This window comes from Desulfurococcus sp. (genome assembly GCA_026626905.1).
GTDB lineage: Archaea > Thermoproteota > Thermoprotei_A > Sulfolobales > Desulfurococcaceae > Desulfurococcus.
In genome coordinates this window covers 121,205-142,287 of sequence record JAPNUX010000004.1, presented here as the reverse complement: position 1 = coordinate 142,287, position 21,083 = coordinate 121,205, and the positions used below count along the sequence as shown (strand labels likewise).

Below are 21,083 nucleotides of genomic sequence, written 5' to 3'. Positions count from 1 at the left end.
ATAGCGAGGATAGGATGGCTCCCCGACTCCTTCGGGTTCTCAGCCCAACTACCCCAGCTATTAAGAAAAGCTGGTTTAGAAGTATTCGTAACCCATAAGCTTATGTGGAATGATACCAATAAGTTTCCACACACCCTCTTCATCTGGGAAGGCCTCGATGGCTCCAGGATCCCGGTTCACATACTCCCTGTATCCTATAGTGGTGTAGCACACGCAGGCGAGTTCACTGAAGCCTGGAGAAAGCATGTGGAGAAGGAGGGGCCGGCACTACATGCTGTAGGATTAGGGGATGGCGGTGGAGGCTTAAACCCATTTATCGCTGAGAGACTTAAGTGGATGAAGGATCTCCCGTTAACTCCCAACGTGGAGTACGAGGTTAGTGAAGAAGAATACCTTGAGAGAATCAAGAGGATTGAGAGTAAGCTTCCTGTCTGGAGAGGAGAACTATACGTTGAAATCCACAGAGGAGTATACACAATGAACCACAGGATTAAAGAACTAGTATCAAGACTAGAGAGATGCTTAAGGGTGGCGGAGACCTGGGCTTCCATAGCGTGGATCGAGGGTTTCTCGGAGTACCCTTCAGATACTCTTAGTAGAGCGTGGAGAGTACTCTTAAGAAATCAGTTCCATGATGTTCTCTCTGGGACAGCCAGCTGGGAGGCTTATCGTGAAGCATTCGAGGAACTCGAGAAGACACTAGAGGAGTGTAACAGCATACTCGAGAAGACTATGGAAGCTATAGCAGGATCAAGGGATGGCAACGGTAGATACATTTACATCTTCAACTCTCTCCCGTGGAGCAGGAGAGAGGTAGTATCTCTACCTAGAGGAAGATACGAGTCCAGGGGTACCGTGATACTTGGATCACAGGATCTAGGTGATTCAGTAGCATTAGAACTAGAGATCCCTGGGCTTGGCTACATAGTCTTGGAGCAAGCGTCAAAGGAACCCCAGCAGTCTTCAGGCCCCGCTACAGCGCTGGCACGAGGTGATGATATAGTACTCAGTAATGGAGTCGTAGAGGTTACTCTACACGCTGATGGAAGCATCACTCTAGTGGATAATGAACTCGGCTGGCACGCCATAGGAAAAGAGAGCTTCGTATTCAAAGCACACCAGGATAAGCCGGGTTTATGGGATGCATGGGATATAGAGAAGAGCACACTGGAGGACCCTGGGGTACCTTTAAAACCCCTTAGTAAGCCTAGAATCCTGCTTAACGGGCCTCTCATAGCCTGTGCTGAAATACCCTTAGGCTTTAAGTCATCTCAAGTCCTCGAGATTGTATGCTTAAAGGGTTCCTTGAAGATCGTTGAGATATCCCTTGGGGTAGCATGGAAGTCTAGGGGATACCTTTTAAAGCTCTGGGTTAAACCATCGCTTAGCTTCAAGTATGTTGACTGCGAGATACCCTTCGGAGTCTTAAAGAGGCCTGCAGAACCGAGAGATGACTTCGAGAGAGCTAAATACGAGTTCCCTGTGCTCAGGTGGATTGATGCTTCCGATGGATTAAAGGGTCTTGCCCTGCTATCCCCCACTCTCCACGGCTACTCGGTTAAGGATGGCTGGATCGGGCTTACAATAGCTAAATAACCACTATTCCCCGACCCCTACTCCGGGCTAGAGCCATTTGAAGCTAGAGTAGGCCTCTATACTCATAGAGGAGACTACTTGGCTGGCGATGTATACAGGAAAGCCTATGAATTCTGGGATAAACCCGAAATTGTATCTACAGGCAGGCAGCCGTCGACCCCTTCTAGAGAATTCATATCTATTAGAAGCGGGCATGTAGTACTAGAAGCCCTTAAGAGAGCTGAGGATGGAAGAGGAGTTATAGCGAGAGTTTATAGTGTATCCAGTGAGAGAAACCAGGCTATTATAAGCCTCTGGAAAAACTTCACTGCTACTGAAGTCAACATTCTAGAGGAGGCCGTAGGCAACCATGAAATCAAAGCCCACGGCTCAGTGCAGCTGGAGCTCCAGCCATTCGAGGTGAAGACCCTTAAACTAGAATTAGACAGGCAAGCTAGTTGAATTCGAGTGCGGGGGGTGGGATTTGAACCCACGCAGGCCTACGCCAGCGGATCTTGAGTCCGCCCCCTTTAACCTAGCTCGGGCACCCCCGCCCCACTAGAAACGTTTAATGCAGGGTGTATTAAACCCTCATTATTAGAAAACCTTCTATACTGATAGCTTGACGCGAATAACTGTGAAGTACTATTCACCATGATTAATGTAGCTTTCACCTCAGCCTATTAAGTGAAGTAGCTTTTCTGGGTTCATGAGGGAGAGAACTAGTAGTAGGTCTCTATCCTCAACCCCCAGGTTTCCTGCTACTTCAGCCTTAAGCTTCTCGTAGACGATGTGCCTCAGCTCTCTTGTCACAGCTGAGAGGGCATCAGCCTGGTCTATGGGGGCTGGTATACCAGTGCTTGTGCTTATATACATGATGCTAGAGAACAGTTTTTCTATACTGAAGTCTTCGGGAACCACGTACTCTACTTTAGTAGCTACAGGGTAGAGGGTTCCAGGGGGCCTGTAGAATCCCAGCCCGATCTCTCGTGCTTTATCGCCTAGAGCACTCATTAATCCCTCATACCACTTCAACCTGGAGTTAACCCATCTTTTAATCTCAGCGTCTTCAACGCTTTTACCGATCTCTCTGAGCGCTCTACTCAAGCTTCCATACACACCTTCCTCGCTGCGCTTCACGATGAGGTATTCTCCCGGCTTTAAAGCCAGGCTCATTAGAACTCTATCATTGATTCTGATGTCAGTTAAGCCTAGGGTGACAGCTATATCTCTAGCATAGCTTCTCTTTAACACTCCGACTACAGGGGTTGCCGAGCTAAGCGCGCTTTCAACTAGCTTTCTGGATAGATTAATGAATTTCTCGAGATTTCTTCTCAGCCTACCATGCTCTACTGTATATGTGATTCTCGGGGCGATCTCGCCATCTAGTAATAGTACATCAAATAATGGCTTGCCTCCCAGCATCTCTAGGGCTAGTCTTCTAGCTTCAAGTAGCTCTAAAGCCCTCTTTCTCTCGAGTACTTTAGCCATTAACCCGGTTTCATCCTCATTGAACCATAAGTTGACGTGGGTTCTAGCGCTTACCTGTGTTCTACTGCATGTTGAACCGTATCTAACGGAGACAACATTGATTACCGCTAGGTATCCCCCGAGGAGCTCTATTGCCGGTGCTGTGAAGCCTGAGTCAACAGCTTCGAAGCATAGTTTTAAGGGCTCTCCTGCTACACCTATATGGAATAAATCGCTTCTCTCTTCTATTAGTCTTCTAACCTTGCTTCTAATCACGCGTATTTTATCGAGCTCTCTAGAGATCTTTCTCGCCACCACCTCTAGTCTTCTGTCAACTACCTAGGGTGCTATACCTCCAGCCTCCTCCATAGGGGTCTCGTGGAAGCTCATTTCCCCACTAACGCTCCCTCTAGCTGACCTCGCGGACTCTTATGAGCATAGGGTACTTGAGGGGGTTGCCGAGTCCCGCCACATAGAACTCTCTTGTCTCCAGCAGGGCTGTGGAATCCATTGAGATGCCGGCTAGGTCTACAAAGCCTTTCAGTTGATCGAAGTCGTATGGTGTCTGGAGTCTGCTGAAGAATACTGTGTTAACGTTGTTCCTGACGTCTACACCCATATCTATTATCCTCTGGCTTGCGAGAACTACTCCAATCCTCCACTTTCTCCCTTCACGTAGTGTTTTCTCGATTAGCATGTTTGATGGGTAGCATCCCTTCTCGCAGGCGTAGTTGTGGGCTTCATCCACTACTATCAGGGTGTCCACTGGCTCATGCTTATCTACTACGATCTCCCATAGCTTCTCCAGGACTCTCTTAACAATAACTCTTCTTATCTCTGTTTCAACACTGCTTAAATCTACGACGACAAGCCTCTCCTCCCATGTCTTCTTGATGATATCCGATATCCTAAGTCTCATTCTATTCAATCTATTAATGACAGTTTTACCATACAGCTTAGTGTAAAGTTGAAGCTTTAACAGCGTTGAGTCACGTGCACCGAGAGCACTAGCAGTTTCAGCAAGTATTCTTGAGAATACATCTACACTCCAAGAGCTGTTTTCAGAGGTTTTCAGCAGAGCATCCTCTAATATGTCTTCGCTTATATCCCATGCGACTTTATCTGTTAGAGTTCTTCTTGGAGACTGCTCTCTTGAATCCGGGATTCCAAGGTATTTTAGGTTAACTCTCTCTATACAGTTGCCGGGATTTCCGTTCGCAATGCATAATGCATAGTAGGTTACAGCTATTGGCGCGTAATCATCAATAACATTGACGTCAACGCTCAGCTTAAGCATATCACTAATTGATTCTACATCCAGAATAATCTCTTCAGCATTCAAAACTCTACCAGGATAGAAGGGTGCGTAGTCCATTCCAGTGTGATCAAAGACTATCACCCTCCAATTAGTTTTAGCGAGTACTTCATCAATGATAGCCTTCACAAGCCTGGATTTACCTGTACCTGTTGTTCCCACCACGGCTATATGGTAGCTTAAAGCCCGGGAGTCGAGGGGTATGAGAAGCCCGCTGTACTTGTGCTCGCCGACGTAGAGCCCGCTACCTAGATCTACCCCTATTTCCCCGGGGGATTCAACAAGGTATACTATTGACCTAGGTGTCGGCGGGGATACCGGGGGCTCTAGTCTTCCATCCCTTAGTAAGCCTAGAATCCTCACGTATGCAGACTCGTAGGGTAGATCCAGGCTCTCCCCTGCGAGCTCGGGTCTCTCGATAATCGATGACCTCTGGGTATGAGTTAGCAGGGGGTCCAGCATTGCTGAGCCTCTCAGCACGCCTAGATACTTTCTCTCACTCTTAGCATCTCTAACGATTACTAAGGCTTCCTCCTTAACGTGCTTCTCGTAGCCCTTGAAGACTACTATAGGTGCGTAGGAGACTCGGGCCCCTGAAGCTATAACACCAATTTCAATCAAGAAGGCCCACCTACTAGAGTTTTATGAAGCCGTCTTAAAATTACGTTTGCATGCGGCTGGAATACTATGACGTTGTTCGATGCATATAGGAGGATACGTGAGCTGACTACTAAGCCAGTGAAGGGAATCCATTATAATGCTGTAATCAACATTAGTGTCTACAAGGTAGTAGCTGGTGAGTAAATGAGTGCTGAGAGCTTAGAGAGAATTCTAAGACTAGATCGAAGGCTAGCCGGCCTTGCAGTTAAGAGGATAGAGGAGTACTGGGGGAGGTATAAGAGTTTAAGCGGCGTCAACAGACTTAAGATAATGGATTTCTGCGGCACCCACGAGTACTCGATCACGAGGTACGGTTTAAGAGCTTTAATGCCGAATGGTATCGAGCTTGTAGCAGGACCCGGCTGCCCTGTCTGCGTGACCCCCTCGCACTATATTGAGGAATCCATTAAACTCGCTTTAGATGGAGTAGTAGTCTACACTTACGGCGATGTATACAGGGTTAGAGCTTATAGGAGTGTTAGAGGAGCATTCTCGCTGAGCGAGGCTAGGAGTCTAGGCGGGGATGTAAGAGTTACAACAGATATCCTGGCTGCTGCAAGAGATGCCGCCAGGCATGGTAAGCCCTCGGTCTTCATAGGTATAGGCTTTGAGACAGTGGCTCCAGGGTATGCTCAAGCTATTCTAAGAAGGCATCTACCCGGTAACTTGAAGCTACTTAGCCTTGTAAAGCTTACTCCACCCGCCATGTTCTACACTCTCGATGTAACACGCGAGAAGCCGACTGAACCCCCAATAATGGGGGTGATAGCACCAGGTCACGTGTCAACGATAACAGGGGCTAAAGCATGGCTTCCAGTCTCAGAGAACTACGGTATACCAGTGGTAGTCTCAGGCTTCGAGCCACTAGATGTACTAGTCTCCATTCTTGAAATACTACGTCAGCTCGTGGAGGGAAAGCCCGAGGTGACCGTAGAGTATAGGAGAGCTGTATCCTGGCACGGTGATATAGTAGCTCAGAGAAACATCAGTAGAGTGTTCACTGTAGTCGACGACGCCTGGAGAGGTGTAGGCTTCCTCCCTAAGAGCGGTCTTAGAGTAAGAGATGCATTCAGAGAGATCGATGCATTCCATGAGTACGGTGTAAGAGAGCTAGCCCCGGGTGAGTGGAGTAGAGATACTCCACCTGCATGTAGATGCGCGGAGGTAGTGCTAGGTAAAGCCTACCCCTCTCAATGTCCTCTCTTCCTTAAGGCTTGCACTCCAGCGAGACCTGTCGGGCCCTGCATGGTGTCGGATGAAGGTACATGCTCTATCTGGGCTAGATATGGTTCAAGCGAGTTAATAGGGAGGATAGCGGATTTCATCCAGAAGAGTGGAGAGGGTTAGATTAACCCATGTGTGTGGGTGTGCCCGCCTTAATCCTGGAAGTCAGGAGGAAGGATATGACTGCTCTCGTCGACTACGGTGACGGCGTGCCGAGAGAAGTGCTTATAGGTATAAGTGAAGAGAGAGTTGAGCCAGGCGATATAGTCATAGTTCACGCTGGAGTCGTTGTCTCGAAGATGAGCAGGGAGGAGGTAGTAGAGCAGATAGAATTCTTTGAGGAGGCTTTAGGCGAAGAGGCTGAAGGCTTCGTAGAAGTCTACAAGAATATCCTGGAGAAACATAAAGCATTGAAAGGCGGGGGGTAATGGAGAGAGTCACGCTCTCCCATGGCTCTGGCGGCATTGAAACCCGCGAGCTACTTGAGAGAATACTTTTCAGTAAGGTTGAAGAACACTTAAAGAAGGTTAAAGGTGGCTACGGCTTAGACGTCCTCGATGATGGAGCTACTATACCGCTACCCGATGGAAGGCACATGGTTATCTCAGTGGACTCCTATACGGTTAACCCCCCGTTCTTCCCGGGAGGCAATATAGGAGTTCTAGCAGTCTCCGGGTCGATAAACGACGTCTTAATGATGGGTGGTATACCTCTAGCAATACTAGACTCAATTATTGTTGAGGAAGGCTTCCCCATCAAGGATCTCGAGTTGATTATAGAGTCAATGCTTGAAACAGCTAGATCAGAGAATGTGGCTGTGATAGGCGGAGACTTCAAGGTTATGCCGCGGGGACAGGTGGATGGGATAGTTATAGCAACAACTGGGATAGGCATAGCTGAGAAGCCTATAATCGATGAACCACGTCCAGGAGACGTTATACTTGTCAGCGACTACCTCGGTGAGCATGGAGCAGTAATACTGGTCTCCCAGCTGCATCATAGCGAATTCAGTGAAGCCTCTAAAGGCTACTTGAGAAGTGATGTAAAACCACTGACAAGACTCATGAAGCCTCTTCTAGAGAGGTATAGAGAGTGTATTACAGCTGCAAGGGATCCAACAAGAGGTGGGTTAGCTGGTGTTCTCTACGAGTGGGCTAGTAGAAGCGGGCTTATAATACTTGTAAGAGAGGACAGCATACCTATCAGAGAACCAGTAAGAAGGTATAGTGAAATGCTTGGAGTAGACCCCCTCTACCTTGCTAGTGAAGGAGTAGCTGTTCTATCTCTTAAACGAGACTGCGCCGGCGAGATACTAGAGTACCTGAGGAGCATTGGCTTCGAGAATGCTAGGCTAATAGGTGAGGTTAGAGAGGGAGGAGAGCTGGGTGGACGCGTAGTAATGGAGACAGCTATAGGAGGGTTAAGACTAGTTGATCCTCCTCACGGCGAGATAGTGCCGAGGATATGCTGAGATGCCGAGGTTCCTCGTAGTAGGCAGGGTAATGCTATCTCGTAGAGGTTTCGCCGGGATAGCATTGAGGTATAAGAGTAGAGTGTACTGCGTGGACCCCGGGGGACTAGTAGAAGGATGCGATTACGTTATCTGCACCCACATGCATGAGAGACACTGTGGACAGGAGATTCAGGGGTTTCCAGGAGATAGAATAGTATCTCCGAGTACAGGGGTAGTGAAGCCTGGCACCTCACTCACACTAGGAGATTTAAGTATTAGGGTTGTAGACGCTTACAACATACCTGAATTCTACGAGAACCCGCCTCATCCTAAAGGAAGTGGTGTAGGCTATGTGCTTGAAGCCGGTGGTACTAGAGTATACTTCACCGGCGACACCAACCTGATAGACGACATGGTTAATATAGCTGGTGTAGAAGTCCTCGTGGTTCCTATAGGTGGAGGCTCAGTTATGACCCCTGAGGAGGCATTCGAAGCCGTTAAAACTATTAGACCGGTGATCGCGATCCCAACGCACTTCGATAGTGCATCCTACTACTATAAGTTCAGGGATCTCGTTCAACCCTACACTCAAGTAGTCTTCTTGAGGTAAGTGGGGGATGGAGGAGTACTTTGAAAGCATACTGGGAAGCATGATCACCGAGGAGACAGTAGAGCCTCCCTCAATGAAGTGGAAGACTGTTAAACCCGAGGAATACCAGAGAATATACGCAGAGAGTATAAGAGACCCAGTCGAGTTCTGGAGCAGGATGGCATTGAAACTCGAGTGGAGTACCCTGTGGGAGAGCGTTATCGAAGGCCGTCCTCCCAGCGTGGCTTGGTTTAAAGGTGGAAGATTAAACGTCTACGGCAACATCATGGGTAGGCATAGAGATACCTTGCTATGGGGTAAGACTGCTCTCCTCTGGGAGGGCGAGGAGGGTGAGGCTAGAGCTATAACGTACAGGGAGCTCGACAGTCTTGTCAACAGGATTGCCGGGGGGATACGCGCCCAAGGGGTTAGGCCAGGAGAATGGATTATAATATATGCTCCCCCTCTCGTGGAGTCGATTGCAGTAATGCTTGCAGCAGTTAAACTCGGCATCCCCTTCGAGCCGGTTTTCACTGGCTTCGGGTACTGGGAGCTAGCTAAGAGGATTAAGAGCAGAAGGGCTAGATTAGTGTTCACAGCAGATGGGTTCTATAGGCGTGGGAGAACCATTAATACCCTTGAGATAGCGAGGAGAGCAGTAGAGTACTCGAAGTTTAATGGAACCCTTGTAGTCATCGAGAGAACCGGGCCTCCAAGCCTTAGAAGCGGGGAAGTGCTGCTCGACGACCTGGCTGGCAGGGAGAGAGCTGTCGACGACTATATCGCTGAGAGCACTCACCCCTTATTCGGGCTTCACAGCGGCTACGAAGAAGACTACAAGCCGGTAACCTATCCTGCAGGAGGCTTCCTAGTTCAGGTTTACTCTACAAGCATGTGGATTGGGTTGAGGCCCCGCGACACCTACTTCTGCACTGTGTGGCCTGGCTGGATTACCGGCGTCAGCTATCTGGTTTTCGGTCCATTGATGATCGGCTCAACAATCCTTCTTTACGATGGAGGACCAGATTACCCTGACTGGGGGAGATGGTGGAGTTTAATTGAAGACTACGCTGTAACTCTCTTTCTAACTACCAGTGGAGCGCTGCGTATTGCACGAAAGCAGGGTGACAGCTATGTTAAAGCCCACAATACTGACACGCTTAGAGCCATCCTGGTGACAGCGGAACCTCTTGAAGCTGATGCATGGTGGTGGGCTTACAGGGTTGTGGGGACTGGTTCAACTCCTATCATAGATTCTAACCCGGCAGCAGCTACAGGGAGAATACCAGTTGTAAACCTCTACATTCAGAGCGAGATAGGCTCGTTTGTAACAGGGAACTTAGTGAACTACACGTTCCCGCCTTTGAAGCCTGGTTCAAGCGGTCCTCCAATACCAGGTTTTCACTTAGGTGTCCTTAATAGAGATGGAGTAGTAGTGGATCACGGCCTGGGCGAGCTAGTTGTAAGGAATCCATGGCCGTCAATGCCCATCGAGTACCCTGAGGAGTACTCTGCTAAATGGGTGGAAGGATACTATAAGACAGGTGACTACGCTTACATATCAAGTGATGGCTATACATACATAGCTGGTAGACTAGACAGAGTATTCAAGTCTAACGGCTATAGGCTGAGCCCTGGTGCTATTGTAAGAGTCCTCAAGGAAATCCTTAACCTTGATGCAGCAGTCTACGCCTGCCTAGATGATCAGAGGCTTGAAGCCCCTGTGATAGTATACTCGGGTAGCATGGACCCCGAGGTAGTTAGAAACACTATAAGGTCTAGCATAGGGGCAATAAGCGACCCGAAGATCGTGAAGCAGGCTGTAAGCCTAGGTGTTCTCAAAGGAGTTCACGCTAAGCGGAAGTTATGTGATCCATCTTAAAGTAAGTTTTATTAGGTGTTTCCTCTATGATGGCATTAATGCTTGATTAACAGGTGATGGGAATGCCTATACGTCCAGCTAGATGCTACACGCACTTCAGTGGCCCGCCGTATACTAGGAAGGAGTATATTCCAGGTGTACCACAGCCTAAGATAACGAAGTTCGAGATGGGTGACCCCAAGAAGGATTACGACTACGAGCTAGCATTAATCGTTGAGGAGGCCGGCCAGATAAGGCACAACGCGCTGGAAGCTGCTCGTGTAATGGCTTCTAAAGTACTAAGCAATACTGCAGGCGAGAACAACTACTACTTGAAGGTTAAAGTATACCCGCACCACGTTATCAGGGAGAACAAGATGATGGCGTTCGCTGGTGCAGACCGTCTCCAGGATGGAATGAGGCAGGCTTTCGGTAAACCTATAGGTACAGCTGCTAGAGTATACCCAGGCCACGAGATAGTGGTTGTGAGAGTTAAAGCTGAGCACGCTAAATCCGCTAAGGAGGCTTTAAGGATAGCTTCATCTAAGCTCCCCCTGCCCTCGAGAATTGCTGTTAGACCCTTGAAGCCTGGTCTCTCGCCTGCTATTTAGCCTCCATGCAACGTTAAGGTGTCTTTTTGAGTGACTTATGCGGTCTCTATGAGATTGATTTAAGCGAGCTCACTAGATCTATTGAGAGCGGAGCGAGAAAAATACTTGTTCACGCTCCAGATGGCTTGAAGCCGCTCTACAAGTGTGTTGAAGCCGCTCTCAGCAGCCTAGAAGCCAGCTTATACTACTCTGCCAGCCCGGGTTACGGTGCCTGCGACATACCATTCGAGGAAGCTGAATCCCTTGGTGTAGACCTGCTACTCCACTTAGGCCATTTAAAGTACTTTCAGCACGGCTACGAGCCGCCTGTAAGAGTAGTATATGCCCCTGTGTATAGGAACCCTAGTTTAGGGGCCGGGCTTCTCGAGGAGCTAGCGAGAATACTGGAGGGTAGAGGTGTAAGAGTTATCACGGTATCCTCAACACTTATTGAGGCGAAGATTAGGGATTTCATTGCAAGACATTTATCATCTATTGGTTTCAAGCTGTACAATATATCAAGTCCTATACTAGGCTGTCTCTACAGTCATGTAACTCGCTACGATGAAGTAGTTGACGCCCACCTAGTTGTTGCAGGAGGAGTCTTCCATCCGCTGGGACTCGCGTTATCATCGAGTAAACCTGTCCTTGCCTTAGACCCCTACAGGGAGGAAGCCTGGTGGGTTAATAGTGAGGCATATAGAGTTTTAAAGAAGAGATACATGAGGATCTACGAGGCTATGAATACTGGTAATAGAGTAGGATTAATTATTGGTGCTAGAATAGGCCAGTATCGTCCATGGCTAGTGGATAAGCTGGTGGATCTAGCTTCAAGGAGAGGGTATAGAGTCTACAAGATTACGTCAAGCTATCTTGACCAGGAGAGGCTTATCGCCGTGGATAACGCGCTCGGATTAGACTTCTACGTTGTCACCAGCTGCCCGAGGCTACCTATAGATGACCTCAGCGACTTCTACAAGCCGGTTCTCACTCCAGGGGAGTTCATAATGCTTCTAACAGGTCTTGACAAGTATATTTATCCATGGTAGATTATAGTGGAGGCTTCAAGCAGTAAGAAGAAACTTGAGTTAGTGATTTCACGGATGCCACGCTACCGTAATCCTAAGAGGAGGCTCGAGCAGTACCAGACTCCATCTAGTATTGTAGCCCACTTAGCGTGGACTGCCTTAATGAGAGGAGATTTAGATGATTCTACGATACTAGATCTAGGCTGTGGGGACGGCAGGCTCGCTATAGCCGCACTCCTCCTAGGTGCTATGAGAGCTATATGTGTTGATGTAGACGAGGATATACTAGTGCACGGCCTCTACGCTATCAGCTCGCTCTTCCCCTGGATAGCAACTAGAATCATATACGTGGAGAGTGATGCAGTAGGGTTCACAGCGAGAAACGTGGATACAGTAGTGATGAACCCGCCCTTCGGGGTGGTCCGGGGGAATAAAGGGCTAGATATAGCTTTCCTCAAGACTGCAATGAGAGTGGCTCGAGCTGTCTACAGTATACACAAGTACTCCCCTGGACTAGTAAACATGCTCTACGAGTTAGCGGAGTCCAGTGGCTTCAAGCTGTGCTCTCATGAAGTAGTAGACTTCGAGATACCAATGATGTACGAGACTCATAAAAGACAGGTATATAGGGTTAAGTCGGTTATCGTTATTCTAGTAGAGAAGGGTGAGGTTAGTGAGCAGAGAGGGATTAGTGCTACCAGGAGAAGAGCTAGCTGTTGAAGAAGAAGCTATACCAGCACAGGGAGGCTACGTGGATTCGAGAGGCATAGTGAGAGCCTTCACACCTGGACTCAAGGTTTTCGATAAATACAAGAAGATAGTGTATGTGAAGACCTTCAAGAACCCTGAGGCTGTCAAGCAAGGCTTGATTGTTGAAGCCCGTGTTGAGGCTGTCTTAGACGACATAGCATTCCTCAAGATATACGATGCAGGTGGGCGTAGAGTAGAGCTTCCCGGAGTACTCTACATAGCTCAAGCTTCAAGTACTTTAATTCAAAGCCTGCTAGACGTTGTGAAGCCTGGAGACCACGTTAAAGCTAGAGTTCTCAATAATAATATACCATACCAGCTGAGCATCAAGGAACCGGGCCTTGGAGTTATCGAAGCCTACTGTAGTATCTGCGGCGGGCTGCTCTATAAGAGTAATGATAAACTAGTATGTAAGACCTGCGGTAACATTGAAAGAAGGAAGATTAGCCAGGACTACCTGCATACTTTAGGGTGATGGATTGCCCCTTGTTAAACGGAGGTTTAGAGTCCCCTGTAGAGGCGAGAGGTGCCTGGAGCTCTACGAGGCTTTAAAGGAGAGAATACCACCTCTAAGCTACCTGGAGCTCGAGGTTACAGATAACGGAATAATAGTGAACGCCTACGGCTACGAGGTTGACGTGAAAAAACTATGGCGCGAGCTGAAAAGCTTCGCGGGACTTAAACGTGGAGAAGTACATCAGGGCTTAAACAGCTACAGAGTAGACATGATAGTTAAAGCTTCAGGAGTAACATTCCCGCTAGAAGTACTCCTATTAGTACTCAAAGCTCAAGGATACACTGCTAGTATCGTAGAAAACACGCTTTACACTAATGCAGGAGTAGACCATGTTGTCAATACAGCTAGAAGAATAAGCGAGTTAAACACCATGGTTAAAAGTGTCGTTAAGGGAAAGGCAGCTAGATACTACGTTGTAGCATCAGCTGTTGCACTAGGCCTTCAGCTAGAGGATGTAATACAGCGCTCCCTAGAGCTTGGAGTAATGGAGGCTGATGATTCAGGTCTCTACGTGCTGAGGAAGGAGTGGAGGAGGGCTGTTGAGGAGTTCGTAAAGCTCTCGAAGCGTGGATCCACATAACACTCTTAGAGGCGTATTTACAATTGAAGTCTTCTTACTATCATAATATATTCTCCTAGTGTAGCTTAGAGGAGCTAGCCTGCTCCGCTAGAGTAGTGTTCAGCCTGGTAGCGCTCTACGAGTAGTCTCAGCTTCTTCACTATGGATAGCGATGTCTACGGATGTAAACCCTATAAATAAACTTAAAAGTATACACTAAGATAGACGAGTGGGCTTGTTAAGGGTGTAATAGAATGAAGGTAAGCGTGCTGTTTAAGGATGAGAGAAAGCTTGTCATAGAAGTTGACGGCGAGGATCACACCTTAGGCAACCTTCTCGCGAAAGAAGCCATAAGGCATCCTGGTGTCGAGTATGCGGCTTACAGGGTTCCCCATCCACTTAAAAACTCATTTGAATTCACAATCATAGCTAAACCCGGCTATAATGTCAGCATTCTTCTAAAAGAAGTTGTAGAAGGCTTGAAGAGTACGTTAAGCGGGGTTAGAAGACTATTCGAGGAGAGGATCGTTGAGTAGGAGGCGTGAATCCAGGATCCTCGTTTACAGTGCTATAGGGGGGTATAGGGTCTTCGCGACATACAGGGGAAATTTTTAGAGGAGTTAAAGGTATTCAGGATGATTCACCCAGCGAGTTTGTTTGTAAGGTATGCTCTAGAATCCCTGTCGACTAAAGAAGAGGTTACATACCTATTATCCTGTACTGAGGAGGGAATACCCTTTGAAGCATCTGTAAGCGGCTTGAAAATACTCAACGGGTCAGATGCTCTAGTAGCGAGATATAGGTACTGTGGTTTCCTCGTAAAGTTACTCAGCACTCTCGCAGTTTTCATGCCGTTTACTCATGTGCTAACATCTGTAAACCTTATAACATCCGATTATATTAGAGTGACCCTCTAGCTGCTTGTAAAGGGTGGTTTCAGTGTCCCGGATATGCCCTAAGTGCGGTGGTTTAATGCATCCGAGGAGAATAGATGGAAAACTCTACCTGGTCTGCTCGAGATGCGGGTATAAGGTGGAGGCTGATTCAAGGGATCTCGAGAAGATGAAGGTTTCAACGAGAATAAAGCATAAGCCTGCTGAGAAGACACTGGTTATTGATGGTGAAGGAGGCAGCAACCTTCCTGTGACAAGAGAGGTTACTTGCCCTAAATGTGGCTGGCATGAAGCATACTACTGGATGGTTCAGACTAGGGCAGCTGATGAGCCGTCAACTAGGTTCTTCAAATGTGTTAGATGCGGGTATGTGTGGAGAGAGTACGCCTAGGTGTGTAAATACTTCCTGATTTTAAAATCCTGAGCGTGGATTTAACTAAGTAGAGGTGTCTTAAATGAAGCTTAGGTTCCGTGATGCAGTATCCTGGAGGTATGCTATAGCTGCTATATCGAAGATCATTGAGGAGGCTAGTTTCAAGATAGATGAAAATGGCTTGTCTCTGAGAGCTATGGATCCCAGTACTGTGGTCTTCGTGGAGTTCCAGATACCAAGAGATGCTTTCTCAGAGTACGAGGTTGAAGGCTCCCATGTTATTGGAGTTAACATGGAGGAGGTAGCTAAAGTCTTAAAGAGAGCTAGAAAAGGCGACTCCTTGATCCTCGAGGTATTAAAGGATGGGAGATTAAGCGTAGTCTTCGAGGGGCATGGCCTCAGAAGATTCAATGTGCCGAGTGTAGAGCTAACATACGAGGAGTTGCCAAAGATAAGCTTTGATGTAGGTTTCAAAGGGAAGATTTTACCCAAGGCTTTCAAGGATATAGTGAGCGAGGTTAAACCCATTAGTGATTCAGTGGAGTTTAGAGCTCAGAGAGAAGAGAGTAAGCTGATCGTGGCATCCTCTAGTGAGATAGCTGAGGTTGAAATAGAGTTTTCAGCATCTGAGGGCGCCTTAATCGAGTACGAGATACTAGAGGATTCGAGAGCCAAGTACACTATCGACTATCTTGCTGATATTACATCGGCTTCCCAGGCTGCTGAAGTTATGAGCCTAGAGTTTGGTAATGATACGCCAATCAAGCTAACTTACGAGTTAATTGGTGGAGGAGTACTAACGTTCTATGTCGCTCCACGCGAAGAATAGGGTAGTATTTCTCAGAAGTATTATTAGAAGCTACTATAGACTTAAACCTCTCGAGGAACCACTCTACCTGCATATGAGAGAAATAGCGTTAGAGAGCTTAGAGGACGGCAAGTACATAAGACACCTTTCATTTCCCTACATGGAGAGACTCTACGAGTTCCTAGAGAGTGGTAAAACCCCCCTCCACCTCTACTATTCTTCAGCACTCTACAGCGACCCCTCAGCTAGCAGCATGGATTCAAAGGGCTGGCAGGGCTCCGAGCTAGTATTTGATATAGATGCTGACAAGTATCCTGGCTGTAGTACAAGGCTAACAATATGTCTTGGAGCAGGTGCTGCAGGTGGAGGCGGAGAGTGCCCGCCTGGAGTTGAAAGCGTTGAATACAAGCCTGTTAAATGGGAGTGCATAGTAAGGGCTTGGAGAGATGTAACTGAATTATACAGTATTCTCAGGGGGGAATTAGGCTTTAAGAGCATTGAGGTATACTTCTCAGGTAACAGAGGTTTCCATATTAGAGTACTTGACGAGGAGATACTACAGTTAACACGAGATCAAAGACGCCTCATAGCAGACTACGTAGCCTGCAGCAACCTGGATACAAGAAGAGTACTCCCATCCTTCAGGGGTAGAGTCCTCTTCCGTGAAAGAGAACGCGAGCACGGGTTGAGAAGGAGAGTTTTAGAGGCAGCGCTTGCAAGAGGGCTAGCTAGGAAGGGTACTGTAGCCGGCTTAAAGGGACTCGTAGTAGAAGAGGAGGTTGTCAGTAAACTTATAGGAGAGCAGTGCATAAACATTGATAAAGCGGTGACAGTTGATACATCAAGACTTTCTAGGTTCATTAATAGTTTAAACATGAAGTCTGGTCTCAGGGTGGCACGATTGAAGCCTGACAGCAGCATAGAGGATTTAAACTTCACTTTTTTCTCCCCTTTCAGAGGGGTCGTGAAGGTTAAACCAGTTGTAAGCATCCAGGGGCTTCAAGTGCTAGATGAATCTATAAGTCTTAAGGCTGGTGAGACTATAAGTCTTAAAGCACCCCTCGCAGTGTACCTTGCAATACATGGTCTCGTCTTCCCTGTCGAGTGGAGTGGGATCGAGGTGAAGCTATGAGCGATGCATTCATTAGAATGGTTAAAGAGGAACTCCATTCATCTAAGTGTACATCGATCGTGAAGGTTAGATTAGATGAGATAGAGGAGCTCTTCAGGAAAGCCTTCTACAAGCTACCTTTACTCAGCCGGGAGAGCCGAATGCTATTCCTGGAAGCTGTCTCCAGAGTTAAAGAGGACATCGAGTTGCTGAGCAGACTAAGGGTATCTAAGGTGGCAGCGGGATCTCAGGTTCCAGTGGATAGTTTCGACAGTGACGTGCTGAGTGCTGTTGTAAGCCTTATAAAACTCGAAGAGCTCCTCTTATCTCCTTTCCACGTGAAGCACCACGATAAAGTACTTACAGTTGTCGTGAAGGATTGCGTGATCGATGGAGAGAGGTATAGGAAGGGGGAGCTGGTGCTACTATCAAGTAGCGAGCTTGTAGAAGCCTTTATTCAAGGGTGTGTTGAACCTCTTGAAAACCCTCTTGCAGTTAAGCGGTCCTCACGAGTTGAGAGCTAGCACCATATAGTAGTATCCTAGTGCAAGGTAGGCTCCGGAAACCACTAGTAGTAGTATAAGTGAGCTAGCTAATGCTATACCTGCAGCCTCCTCTTTCCGTGGACGTCTAGTAGTTTTGACCCTGGCAGAGCGGGTAACTACACCCCGATGCACCAGGTAGGCTGAGGCAGCTGAAAGTAGCAGTAGTAGCGTGTAGAGAAGTGATAGCACGATAATCTGGTTGATTAGTTGCGGGGATATGCTGATATACCCGCCCCACCCTGTGATTAATCCTCCATAGACGAGGATCCATGTAAGCACAGCGGTTACGGTGAGAGCTCTAATAACGTAGGTAGCGAGCACATCATACTCGAAGATGTATCTAAATATTTCTCTACGCCTCTCCAATTCCATCACTCCACTCATGCTACTGAATTCTATATTACGACTCGAAATATAAATGCAGGTTGAGCCAGTATACCCTGACCCCTACTTGGAAGCATAGAGTTTTAAGAGAGTTTAAGCACGCTTCAATGAGATTGCAATCGTGCAGCTTTTAGAGTTGAATGCATAGGCTACAGCAGCTACTCTCATGGGTTAATCGAGAGTAGTGAGATACATCTTCTCTAGGAGTAAGTGATGCGCCGCCGCCGGGATTTGAACCCGGGTCACGGGCTCGACAGGCCCGCATACTAGACCGGGCTATACTACGGCGGCTTCCTGTTGATTACTGTGATTAACTTTAGGGTTTTTAAGCTATATCGCTGGCATGCTGCTGTCTGATGCGCGCTGAACGCTTTCAGGGTATGTATGACGGCTTCTCATCTAGTCTGAGTATACCAGTGGAGAGTTTCTCTCTAATCCTGTATTCAACGTACTTGTCGAGGGGGCTGAAGCGTGGTGGGTGGGGTACTACTAGGTCTCCACCGCATACCGGGCACTTATCGCTACTTAGAGTGTACCTGCCACACTTCAAGCACTTCCTCATAAGCCACTTCAAGTCTTCTCCCTCTCGCTTTTGAATGAGACTTCAAGCCTCCTGCTGACTTCTTCACCAGCATTTAATGCTTTGTCTAGTACTGCTTCAGCTGTCCTGTAGTCTTGCGTGTATACTTCTAGGATGTATCTTGGGGCCCCTATAGTGTAAAGCCTGTACTTAACTCCCTCTGACTCCAGTACTCCAGCTATTTCACCAAGTACTCTTCTAACTCTTTCAACGCCATCAGAGTGGAGGGATTGTACTGTGAGCTTGACTCGCACTACTACTTCCTTCAGCTTCATGTGCCGTTTAGCTTCGTTTAACAGTGGTTCAATCCACTCTTCTCCTACCCCGGCTTTTAATAGTACGGTTTTCCCTGAGATGAGGGCTTCTTCGAGAGCATATAGTGGGTCGCCGTAGGTGTCTTCAAGCTTCCATAAGACCTCCTTGTAGGCTGCTTCAATACTCTTACCTATTTTCCCTGCAGTCATCTCGATAATACTAGCGGCTCTCGTATACCTCTTCCACCACATCATCTTCTTTCTCTTATCTGTATCAGCTACTCTCTTCAAGGATACGTCTACTTCCTTCTTGGTTCTGTCGACTCTTATTACTCTTACAACGATCTTCTCTCCTTCTCTTAACACATCCCGTATATCTCTAATCCACTTTGTTGCAACCTCACTCCAGGGTAGGAAGGCTCTTAGACCACCGTACTCGTCGAGGGATACGTAGGCTCCGTAATCGTATATTTCTTTGACTGTTGCAACCACGTACTCCCCTATGTCTGGTAGCTCTTTTCTAGGGATCACTTTAAGCACCCTCCCCAAGCTTGTAGACTGCTACTACATGTATTACCTGGTAGCTGCTAAATAAGGCATTAACGCTGAGTACAGGGGACTCTGAGATCACAACTGGCTTGAAGAGTATTAAACGGCTCTCTAGGGGCATGGTTCCGTAGAGCTCGTTGTAGACTGTGTAGTTAAGCCTTCTAAGCGAGTCTACTGCTAACTGGACTAGCAGCGTGTTGTACCCGTTGGTATTCCACGCTAAGGGCACCTCGTAGCCTATTCTAGCGTTAGCAGGGTTAACATAGTCAGTGTAGTTAAGGCCGGCGGCTGAGGAGTAGAGTATAAGTCTAGCTAGGTCTCCGGCAGGAATGTAGAATGTGTACTCGTAGTATCCCTGGGTTTGAACCGGGTATGCTACCCCTAGATATACTGCTCTAGAGCCTACGGGGCCGGTGGTCTTCACGCTTGCAAGATATGATATCACTATGTACGCTTCGCTCGCGTTGACCCTGGATGTAATATTATTGATCACTTTGGCTGCTGTTGCCTCGCTACTCAACATTATAGATGAGAGCAGGTATCTCCCGGTATCCCCGCCGAGACTGCTGGATAGTGAGAGAACCTCTAGATTACCCCCTGCTAGAGCCCCGAGGATCCAGTAGGTGTAGCCCCAGTACGATAAGACTAGTATTCTACTCTCACTCGTATTAGCGAGAACACTCTTCAAGTCGCTTAAAGCCTTAATCCACGGGCTCTCGCCTCTCACTATTGAAGCAGTGCTTCCCAGTAGGTTTTTTACGCCTTGAAGATCCAGGGAGTATACTGCTGGCTGTGAGTCCTTTAATGCTAGAGTGTGAAGTGTGCTGCCGGCAAGGATACTCAATATTAATGTGATCACTGCAATCCTATATAGTGCCTGCAGCGTACTCTTTAAGCTCCAGAAGTGCTCTGCAAGATACACTAGGAATAGTGTTGACGATACAGCTAGAAATACTGATCCAGCAGTAGTTAGCGTGGGATCGTATAGTGGAGCTACTAGTAGAACTACTGAGCCGGAGGCAACAGCGACTCTACTGCTTAAAGGTATCCTCAGGGAGCCGGCTGCAGTAAGCAGGATGAAGCCCATTAAACCTGCTGCTGGAAGCACACCGTAATCCAGGTACTGGTTGTAGTGCTTACTGTAGATGTCGGTGTAGCCTATGTAGCCTGACACCGAGTATAGTAGGAGAGTGAGAGATATGGATGCAGTGAATACTAGTAGCACTGTAATTAACCTTAATCCGCGTGCAGCCTTCTCTTCACTCAGGATCCTCCAAGCTATAATTAACAGCAGACTGGTTAACACAGGTGTAAGCGAGTAGTAGTTCCTAAGTAAAGGCAGGGCTGCAGGTATAATCGAGGAGACAGCTATAGATACCGCTATATGCTCGCCGAGACTCCTACGAAGACCTCCCACAAAACCTGCAGCCAGGCCTGCAAGCATTACCTCGACTATAAGCCACCCCATTGGATTAAGTAGCTGGAGTAGTAGTGATAGTAAGCCTACAAATACTATGCTAGTCATGCTACCGCGTGAGGTAGCCTTGTAGAAGGCTAGGAGGATTAGAGCTACCAGTAGCCCGGTGAAAACCTGGTAGCCAGTATTAAGTGGAGACACCCAGAATACTACGGCTGGAGCTGTAGCGTAGAGTAGTGAAGCTAAGCCTGCTGCCACGTGATTCTCGAGTAGGGTGTTTACGAGGATGAATAAAGCTATGATTGTTAGAGATGAGATTACAGCCACCCCGTATGACCCCAGGAACCAGAGGATCCTGGCGGTAATCCACTCGTAGACAATAAAACTACTGCACGTGTTGTCGAGGGCGTTAAGTGCAGTGCACGCCTCGCTCAACTCTCTGCTCTCCAAGAGAAATCTTGTTAGCCACGAGGTGTTATCGAATGGGATTTCATAGCTGGATCTAAGTGTAAGCCATAAGTTCAAAGCGATGCTGGCTACCAGCATTACAACGCCGATGATAACTCTTCTGTTCATGC

23 protein-coding genes and 2 tRNA genes are annotated in these 21,083 nt (G+C 47.6%); 17 read left to right on the top strand and 8 right to left on the bottom strand.

What is annotated here, in order from left to right; all coding sequences use genetic code 11:
• A partial coding sequence (locus tag OWQ48_04595; protein MCY0868489.1) for a hypothetical protein occupies positions 1–1,596 on the top strand: 1,596 nt, incomplete at its 5' end.
• 78 nt (positions 1,597–1,674) lie between these two features.
• Positions 1,675–2,037, top strand: coding sequence for a glycosyl hydrolase-related protein (locus OWQ48_04590; protein ID MCY0868488.1), 363 nt, complete (start codon positions 1,675–1,677; stop codon positions 2,035–2,037).
• Between the two features lie 7 nt (positions 2,038–2,044).
• On the opposite strand, the gene OWQ48_04585 is transcribed toward OWQ48_04590, so the two are convergent.
• The 3 genes from OWQ48_04585 to OWQ48_04575 form a co-directional block, all read right to left on the bottom strand.
• Positions 2,045–2,129: transfer RNA gene (locus OWQ48_04585), tRNA-Leu, on the bottom strand.
• 121 nt (positions 2,130–2,250) lie between these two features.
• Positions 2,251–3,363, bottom strand: coding sequence for a DNA double-strand break repair nuclease NurA (locus OWQ48_04580; GenBank protein MCY0868487.1), 1,113 nt, complete (start codon positions 3,361–3,363; stop codon positions 2,251–2,253).
• Between the two features lie 91 nt (positions 3,364–3,454).
• A complete protein-coding gene (locus OWQ48_04575) occupies positions 3,455–4,981 on the bottom strand; it encodes an ATP-binding protein (protein MCY0868486.1) in 1,527 nt (508 codons plus the stop codon).
• 183 nt (positions 4,982–5,164) lie between these two features.
• Between OWQ48_04575 and hypD the strand changes: the two genes are divergently transcribed.
• From hypD to OWQ48_04500, 15 genes are all read left to right on the top strand, one after another.
• Positions 5,165–6,367 (top strand): hydrogenase formation protein HypD, encoded by a 1,203-nt coding sequence (gene hypD / locus OWQ48_04570; GenBank protein MCY0868485.1) that lies wholly within the window; start codon positions 5,165–5,167, stop codon positions 6,365–6,367.
• A gap of 14 nt (positions 6,368–6,381) precedes the next feature.
• The gene (locus OWQ48_04565) at positions 6,382–6,672 is read left to right on the top strand and encodes a HypC/HybG/HupF family hydrogenase formation chaperone (protein MCY0868484.1); all 291 of its coding nucleotides are present in this window, start codon (positions 6,382–6,384) and stop codon (positions 6,670–6,672) included.
• Positions 6,672–7,715, top strand: coding sequence for a hydrogenase expression/formation protein HypE (gene hypE, locus OWQ48_04560; GenBank protein ID MCY0868483.1), 1,044 nt, complete (start codon positions 6,672–6,674; stop codon positions 7,713–7,715). Before OWQ48_04565 ends, hypE begins: the two co-directional genes overlap by 1 nt.
• Before the next feature lies 1 nt (position 7,716).
• A complete protein-coding gene (locus OWQ48_04555) occupies positions 7,717–8,307 on the top strand; it encodes an MBL fold metallo-hydrolase (protein MCY0868482.1) in 591 nt (196 codons plus the stop codon).
• 7 nt (positions 8,308–8,314) lie between these two features.
• Positions 8,315–10,168, top strand: a complete 1,854-nt coding sequence (locus tag OWQ48_04550; GenBank protein ID MCY0868481.1) for an AMP-binding protein — start codon at positions 8,315–8,317, stop codon at positions 10,166–10,168.
• 62 nt (positions 10,169–10,230) lie between these two features.
• Positions 10,231–10,758 (top strand): 50S ribosomal protein L16, encoded by a 528-nt coding sequence (locus OWQ48_04545; protein ID MCY0868480.1) that lies wholly within the window; start codon positions 10,231–10,233, stop codon positions 10,756–10,758.
• Between the two features lie 26 nt (positions 10,759–10,784).
• The gene (dph2, locus tag OWQ48_04540; GenBank protein ID MCY0868479.1) at positions 10,785–11,786 is read left to right on the top strand and encodes a diphthamide biosynthesis enzyme Dph2; all 1,002 of its coding nucleotides are present in this window, start codon (positions 10,785–10,787) and stop codon (positions 11,784–11,786) included.
• Between the two features lie 6 nt (positions 11,787–11,792).
• Positions 11,793–12,485 (top strand): 50S ribosomal protein L11 methyltransferase, encoded by a 693-nt coding sequence (locus OWQ48_04535; protein ID MCY0868478.1) that lies wholly within the window; start codon positions 11,793–11,795, stop codon positions 12,483–12,485.
• On the top strand, positions 12,439–12,990 hold the full coding sequence (locus tag OWQ48_04530; protein ID MCY0868477.1) for an exosome complex RNA-binding protein Csl4: 552 nt from the start codon (positions 12,439–12,441) through the stop codon (positions 12,988–12,990). Before OWQ48_04535 ends, OWQ48_04530 begins: the two co-directional genes overlap by 47 nt.
• A 4-nt stretch (positions 12,991–12,994) precedes the next feature.
• Positions 12,995–13,612, top strand: a complete 618-nt coding sequence (locus OWQ48_04525) for a DUF2067 domain-containing protein (protein ID MCY0868476.1) — start codon at positions 12,995–12,997, stop codon at positions 13,610–13,612.
• A gap of 233 nt (positions 13,613–13,845) precedes the next feature.
• Positions 13,846–14,127, top strand: coding sequence for a DNA-directed RNA polymerase subunit L (locus tag OWQ48_04520; GenBank protein ID MCY0868475.1), 282 nt, complete (start codon positions 13,846–13,848; stop codon positions 14,125–14,127).
• A gap of 403 nt (positions 14,128–14,530) precedes the next feature.
• Positions 14,531–14,875, top strand: coding sequence for a transcription factor S (locus tag OWQ48_04515; GenBank protein ID MCY0868474.1), 345 nt, complete (start codon positions 14,531–14,533; stop codon positions 14,873–14,875).
• 64 nt (positions 14,876–14,939) lie between these two features.
• On the top strand, positions 14,940–15,686 hold the full coding sequence (gene pcn / locus OWQ48_04510; protein ID MCY0868473.1) for a proliferating cell nuclear antigen (pcna): 747 nt from the start codon (positions 14,940–14,942) through the stop codon (positions 15,684–15,686).
• Positions 15,664–16,797 (top strand): DNA primase, encoded by a 1,134-nt coding sequence (locus OWQ48_04505; GenBank protein MCY0868472.1) that lies wholly within the window; start codon positions 15,664–15,666, stop codon positions 16,795–16,797. The genes pcn and OWQ48_04505 overlap by 23 nt, the downstream gene beginning before the upstream one ends.
• On the top strand, positions 16,794–17,300 hold the full coding sequence (locus tag OWQ48_04500) for a hypothetical protein (GenBank protein ID MCY0868471.1): 507 nt from the start codon (positions 16,794–16,796) through the stop codon (positions 17,298–17,300). The genes OWQ48_04505 and OWQ48_04500 overlap by 4 nt, the downstream gene beginning before the upstream one ends.
• On the opposite strand, the gene OWQ48_04495 is transcribed toward OWQ48_04500, so the two are convergent.
• The 5 genes from OWQ48_04495 to OWQ48_04475 all read right to left on the bottom strand — a co-directional run bounded on the left by OWQ48_04495 (position 17,283) and on the right by OWQ48_04475 (position 21,081).
• Positions 17,283–17,687, bottom strand: a complete 405-nt coding sequence (locus tag OWQ48_04495) for a hypothetical protein (GenBank protein ID MCY0868470.1) — start codon at positions 17,685–17,687, stop codon at positions 17,283–17,285. The genes OWQ48_04500 and OWQ48_04495 overlap by 18 nt on opposite strands.
• Before the next feature lie 234 nt (positions 17,688–17,921).
• Positions 17,922–17,996 (bottom strand) — tRNA-Asp (locus OWQ48_04490).
• Positions 17,997–18,078: 82 nt separating this feature from the next.
• Positions 18,079–18,279 (bottom strand): RNA-protein complex protein Nop10, encoded by a 201-nt coding sequence (locus tag OWQ48_04485; GenBank protein ID MCY0868469.1) that lies wholly within the window; start codon positions 18,277–18,279, stop codon positions 18,079–18,081.
• Positions 18,276–19,070: a translation initiation factor IF-2 subunit alpha gene (locus tag OWQ48_04480; GenBank protein MCY0868468.1), complete on the bottom strand. Its 795-nt coding sequence runs from the start codon at positions 19,068–19,070 to the stop codon at positions 18,276–18,278. The genes OWQ48_04485 and OWQ48_04480 overlap by 4 nt, the downstream gene beginning before the upstream one ends.
• A 1-nt stretch (position 19,071) precedes the next feature.
• A complete protein-coding gene (locus OWQ48_04475) occupies positions 19,072–21,081 on the bottom strand; it encodes a peptide transporter (protein ID MCY0868467.1) in 2,010 nt (669 codons plus the stop codon).
• Between the last annotated feature and the right edge of the window lie 2 nt (positions 21,082–21,083).

Excerpts from the sequence above, each read along its gene's own strand:
- OWQ48_04500 (MCY0868471.1), top strand. The coding sequence starts at position 16,794 with ATGAGCGATGCATTCATTAGAATGGTTAAAGAGGAACTCCATTCATCT.
- OWQ48_04475 (MCY0868467.1), bottom strand. The coding sequence starts at position 21,081 with ATGAACAGAAGAGTTATCATCGGCGTTGTAATGCTGGTAGCCAGCATC.
- OWQ48_04520 (MCY0868475.1), top strand. The coding sequence starts at position 13,846 with ATGAAGGTAAGCGTGCTGTTTAAGGATGAGAGAAAGCTTGTCATAGAA.
- OWQ48_04555 (MCY0868482.1), top strand. The coding sequence starts at position 7,717 with ATGCCGAGGTTCCTCGTAGTAGGCAGGGTAATGCTATCTCGTAGAGGT.
- hypD (MCY0868485.1), top strand. The coding sequence starts at position 5,165 with ATGAGTGCTGAGAGCTTAGAGAGAATTCTAAGACTAGATCGAAGGCTA.
- pcn (MCY0868473.1), top strand. The coding sequence starts at position 14,940 with ATGAAGCTTAGGTTCCGTGATGCAGTATCCTGGAGGTATGCTATAGCT.
- OWQ48_04550 (MCY0868481.1), top strand. The coding sequence starts at position 8,315 with ATGGAGGAGTACTTTGAAAGCATACTGGGAAGCATGATCACCGAGGAG.
- hypE (MCY0868483.1), top strand. The coding sequence starts at position 6,672 with ATGGAGAGAGTCACGCTCTCCCATGGCTCTGGCGGCATTGAAACCCGC.
- OWQ48_04545 (MCY0868480.1), top strand. The coding sequence starts at position 10,231 with ATGCCTATACGTCCAGCTAGATGCTACACGCACTTCAGTGGCCCGCCG.
- OWQ48_04505 (MCY0868472.1), top strand. The coding sequence starts at position 15,664 with ATGTCGCTCCACGCGAAGAATAGGGTAGTATTTCTCAGAAGTATTATT.